The organism is Arthrobacter sp. 10N44_2, assembly GCF_056394385.1.
In genome coordinates this window covers 1-485 of sequence record NZ_JBFTHT010000043.1, presented here as the reverse complement: position 1 = coordinate 485, position 485 = coordinate 1, and the positions used below count along the sequence as shown (strand labels likewise).

Here is a 485-nt window from a genome sequence, read left to right as displayed (position 1 = left end):
ACGCTGACCTGTTCGTCGCCGACCTGGCGGATGCGCTCCCGTTCGCCGACGACACCTTCGACGACGTCATCGTGTCCCAGGCGCTGCACTACCTCGAGGACTGGGCACCCACATTGGCTGAATTCCACCGTGTGTTGAAGCCCGGCGGTCGCCTGATCGTCTCCGAAGAGCATCCATCGGCGACGTTCCTCGGCGATCGTCTCTCAGGCGGAATGTCAGAGTATTTCGGGACACGGCCCCGTACCGAGGAATGGACTTTGGGCGCCGGAACGGCCGAGCTCACTTTCTGGGACAGACCTCTTCACGCCATGACGGACGCGTTCGCTGCGGCCGGTTTCCGCATCGAAACCATCAGCGAACCAGCGCCGGCGGCGGCCGCGTATGAACGATTCCCCGACGAGTTCGAGAACCGCCCAAGCGGACGCTTCCTCGCGTTCTTGCTCTTCGTACTGATCGGAGTTGAGGCATAACGCACAGATCAGAAC

At 62.3% G+C, this 485-nt stretch carries 1 protein-coding gene; it reads left to right on the top strand.

Going from position 1 to position 485, the window contains the following annotated elements; genetic code table 11:
* Positions 1-470, top strand: a 470-nt coding sequence (locus tag AC1DBX_RS20655) for a class I SAM-dependent methyltransferase (protein ID WP_476932669.1), incomplete at its 5' end; no start/stop codon positions are given.
* Positions 471-485 lie beyond the last annotated feature (15 nt).